The organism is Pararobbsia alpina (assembly GCF_902859895.1).
In the GTDB taxonomy this organism is placed as follows: domain Bacteria; phylum Pseudomonadota; class Gammaproteobacteria; order Burkholderiales; family Burkholderiaceae; genus Pararobbsia; species Pararobbsia alpina.
Genome location: NZ_CADIKM010000118.1, coordinates 1 through 3,725, shown reverse-complemented (window position 1 = coordinate 3,725; position 3,725 = coordinate 1). Strand labels below are relative to the sequence as shown.

Here is a 3,725-nt window from a genome sequence, read left to right as displayed (position 1 = left end):
ACCACGACTGTTCAGTCGGATAGCCGACAGCATCGATGCGGATGCCTCTCAATCGAGGCACCAAACGCCAATAGGCCGAAGGGGCCGATGCCGACCGGTTCGCGCCGGGTGGCCTTCACGAACGATTGAGCCCTGCGTTCGTTACTCGCCTTTGTCGCGCAGCAACGTGCCGATGTTTTGCATTTCCTTCTGCACTGCGATGCGGTCCAGCTTTTCGAAGGGCAGGCTTGCAAAGAGTTCGATGCGCTTTCTCATTTGCACAAAGGCCCGTAGGAATGCCTTGCGCTTTTCTTCGTCAGAACCTTCAGCCGTCGACGGGTCAGCCACGCCCCAGTGTGCTTTCGCAGGGTGACCGGGCCATATCGGGCAAACCTCGCCCGCCGCGTTGTCGCACACCGTGAAGATGAAGTCGATTTCGGGCGCGCCGTCTTTCGCGAACTCGTCCCAGCTCTTGCTGCGCAGACCCTCGGTCGGAATGCCTTGCGAGCCCAGGAGTTCAAGCGCGAAAGGATTCGGACTCGTGCCTGGGTGGCTGCCGGCGCTGTAACCCACAAAACGGTCACTGGCGAGGTCACTGAGCGCAGCTTCCGCGAGAATGGACCGCGCGGAATTGTGAGTACAAAGGAACAGGACGTTGTACTTTCGGTGTTCGGTCACAGACTTCTCCTGACGACGCTCGGGCGATGTGGCATTGAAAGAATCCATATCTCCAATATAATGGAAACGTTGTGGCGCAGCAAGCGTGGGGGCACCGAGAGTCCATCGCAAGCAATCGTGATATCAGGGGGCTGCAGTTCGACCCGGCACACGGTGGTGCCGCGTTAGAATCGTCCCATAACCTTGAAGACCGAGCCTTATGAAGGAAAAAGACGCCATTAAAGCTTTGGCCGCGCTCGCACAGCCGACGCGTCTGGCTATTTTTCGCCTGCTCGTCACAGCCGGGCCCGAGGGACTGAACGTCGGTGTCATTCAGGAACACCTGGACCTACCCAGCGCGACGCTCTCCTTCCATCTCAAGGAACTGACGCATGCGGGCTTGGTGACGTCCCGTCAGGAAGGACGCTTCGTCTACTACGGGCCCGAAATCGAGCACATGAACGACCTGGTCGGCTTTCTGACTGAGAACTGCTGCCAGGGAGTGGACTCGGCTGCCTGCAAGCCCGCCAAGAAAGTGAAGTGCAAGCCCGTGGCAGCATGAACACACACTGAGGTCGGTAAGCCGGGCGGGCGCAGATCCATCGTCCGCATCGGTCTCCGACTGCGACGGCCTCCCTTGGGACCTAGCCGTTCTGTTAAAGAGTTGCTAGGTGGGTCCTGAGTTGCCACATTCACGCCTCAGTCAACGACTAACGCGTTACTTTGTCCGTGGAAAAATCTCTTCGGTCGAAGCGCCCGCCGACACATGGCTACCGCGCGTCCTTCCTGCCGTGGCTGGCTCAGGTCAATCATTAGCCGAAATCCGGTTTGTACCCATTTTGGCGTTCCTCGTAACACATCGCCGTCCATCGGCTGCCACACTGCATGGCTCTGCGGTGACAAGCACTAGACGCGCAATGTCCGCTCGGCACTTATCCGTTTTACAGATATTGCCTGAATATCTGAATTTCAGCTAAAATGAAAATAGCCGAATCTCGGATATATCATATGTCTCTAACCGTGCCGTTCCAACCGCTTGTGACTGCCTTGCAGCTCGGTCAATTGCTGAAGGCTGCACGCAAACGCCGCAAGCTCACGCAGGCGGAGGTGGCGGCCCGATTGGGCTTGAGCCAGAACCGTGTCTCCTATCTGGAACAGCACGCCGACGAACTGAGTTTCAAACAGTTGCTGGGTTGGTGCACGGCCGTCGGGCTGGAACTGCGGCTGGGTGAGCGCGAGAGCCTCGAATCGACCAACAAGACGGAGTGGTGAGATGGGCCGGCGCTCGCACAGCCAAACCATGACGCTTTGGGCCAACGGCGAATACGTGGGTCGCTGGACAATCACGGCCCGCGGCGACATGGAGCTGCAATACGATGCGGGCTGGCTCGCCTCTCCGCGTGGGCGGCCAATATCCTTGTCGCTGCCATTTCACCTCAACAACGAATCGTTGAAGGGAGACAACGTCGCCCACTACTTCGAAGGCCTGCTGCCTGACAGCGACGCCATCCGCAAGCGTGTCGCAGCCCGCTTCAAGACTGGGTCCACCCAAGCCTTTGACCTGCTAGCCGCCATCGGGCGCGATTGCGTGGGCGCACTGCAACTTCTGCCGGAAGGCGAGGCACCTCCTAGTGTCGGCCGCATCGACGGTGTTGTCATGGACGACGAAGCCATCGAACGCCACCTGCTCGAGGTCGTGACCCCGGACCGCTTCGCCGGTGCCCAAGACCCTGACGATGACTTCCGATTCTCATTGGCCGGCGCTCAGGAGAAGGACGCTCTCCTGTGGTGGGATGGCAAGTGGATGAAGCCGCGCGGCGCGACGCCCACTACGCACATCTTCAAGCTGCCGCTTGGCCTGGTTGGCGGCCGGCAGGCAGACTTCAGCACCTCAGTGGACAACGAATGGCTGTGCCTTCGCTTGTTCAAAGCGTACGGCCTGTCCACGGCGGAAGCTCGTATCGCCACGTTCGGCAAGCAACGGGTACTCGTCGTCGAGCGATTCGACCGCTTGGTGTCGTCCGATGGCACTCAGCTATTCAGGCTCATACAGGAAGACTTCTGCCAAGCCACTGGAACATCACCACTCGTAAAGTACGAGAACGAAGGCGGGCCTGGTCTCAAGCAACTGTTCACCCTCGTGCAGCAGTCACTGGATGCCGAGCGCGATCTGCGAGCCCTCATGGCTTCACAAATCCTGTTCTGGATGCTGCGCGCGCCGGACGGTCATGCAAAGAACTTCAGCATCCAACTGCAGCCCGGGACAGCTGGACGTTTCCGGCTTACGCCGATGTATGACGTAATGTCCGCGTATCCGGTCATCGGCGACGGGCCGAGCCAGTGGGCCGCGCAGGACCTTAAGCTAGCCATGGCGCTGCTGGGCAAGAACCGGCACTATCACATGCATAACATCCAGCGCCGGCACTTCAATAGCACAGCCAAAAGGGTTGGCTATGGAGAAAACGCCGAGCCGTTGCTTCAGGAGTTGGTCGCACGGACGCCAGAGGTGGTAGCGCAAGTGCAAGCGGAGCTGCCGCGAGGCTTTCCGCAGCAGGTGGCCGACAAGGTGCTGGGCGGGCTACTGAATGCAGCCCGGGCACTCGAAGGTATGCCACCGGTCTGACGCCCTCGGCAATCGTGGCAACGCTCACCTAAAGTAAAAACGCCTCAATTTATGAACTGAGGTGTGGAGTAATCAACGTACTTAGCGACTCTTCAAGAGAACGGCAGGCCATAAGGGCGGCCGTTGTTCCTGAGGCCGCGCTCTCAGCAGCAGCCGACTTTCTTCTCAATCGCGACCGGAATCGACGTTGCCGGAGCACAGCAGGCCCCTTTCGCGTCAGAAGTAGCGGCTTGTCGGCTTTCCTCAAGTTTGGGGACAACAATGTGCACGTGAAATCGCTTCGTTCAAGACTCCGTTTCGTTGGGCGCGCAGTTGCATTGCTCGGCCGCGCAGCAGTTTTCCATCAGGAAATCCATGAGCGTCTGCATATGGTCATAGCTGGCGCAGTAAATGATGAAGCGACCCTGACTCTTGCCCTCGATAAGCTCCGCGTGGGCGAGCTCCTTCAGGTGGAATGACAGCGTGG

5 protein-coding genes are annotated in these 3,725 nt (G+C 59.1%); 3 read left to right on the top strand and 2 right to left on the bottom strand.

Going from position 1 to position 3,725, the window contains the following annotated elements; all coding sequences use genetic code 11:
• Positions 1-141: 141 nt before the first annotated feature.
• On the bottom strand, positions 142-657 hold the full coding sequence (locus HV670_RS29535) for an arsenate reductase ArsC (protein WP_175108472.1): 516 nt from the start codon (positions 655-657) through the stop codon (positions 142-144).
• Positions 658-856: 199 nt separating this feature from the next.
• On the opposite strand from HV670_RS29535, the gene HV670_RS29530 reads away from it, so the two are divergent.
• From HV670_RS29530 to HV670_RS29520, 3 genes are all read left to right on the top strand, one after another.
• Positions 857-1,198 carry an ArsR/SmtB family transcription factor gene (locus HV670_RS29530; RefSeq protein WP_175108471.1) on the top strand — a complete coding sequence of 114 codons (342 nt, stop codon included), beginning with the start codon at positions 857-859 and terminating at the stop codon, positions 1,196-1,198.
• 446 nt (positions 1,199-1,644) lie between these two features.
• Positions 1,645-1,908, top strand: a complete 264-nt coding sequence (locus HV670_RS29525; RefSeq protein ID WP_175108470.1) for a helix-turn-helix domain-containing protein — start codon at positions 1,645-1,647, stop codon at positions 1,906-1,908.
• 1 nt (position 1,909) lies between these two features.
• On the top strand, positions 1,910-3,259 hold the full coding sequence (locus HV670_RS29520; RefSeq protein WP_175108469.1) for a type II toxin-antitoxin system HipA family toxin: 1,350 nt from the start codon (positions 1,910-1,912) through the stop codon (positions 3,257-3,259).
• A gap of 284 nt (positions 3,260-3,543) precedes the next feature.
• Here the strand turns inward: HV670_RS29520 and HV670_RS29515 are convergent.
• Positions 3,544-3,725 (bottom strand): ArsR/SmtB family transcription factor (locus HV670_RS29515; RefSeq protein ID WP_175108468.1); only part of this gene is annotated, 182 nt, incomplete at its 5' end.

Coding starts and splice junctions, on each gene's coding strand:
- HV670_RS29520 (WP_175108469.1), top strand. CDS start 1,910: ATGGGCCGGCGCTCGCACAGCCAAACCATGACGCTTTGGGCCAACGGC.
- HV670_RS29525 (WP_175108470.1), top strand. CDS start 1,645: ATGTCTCTAACCGTGCCGTTCCAACCGCTTGTGACTGCCTTGCAGCTC.
- HV670_RS29530 (WP_175108471.1), top strand. CDS start 857: ATGAAGGAAAAAGACGCCATTAAAGCTTTGGCCGCGCTCGCACAGCCG.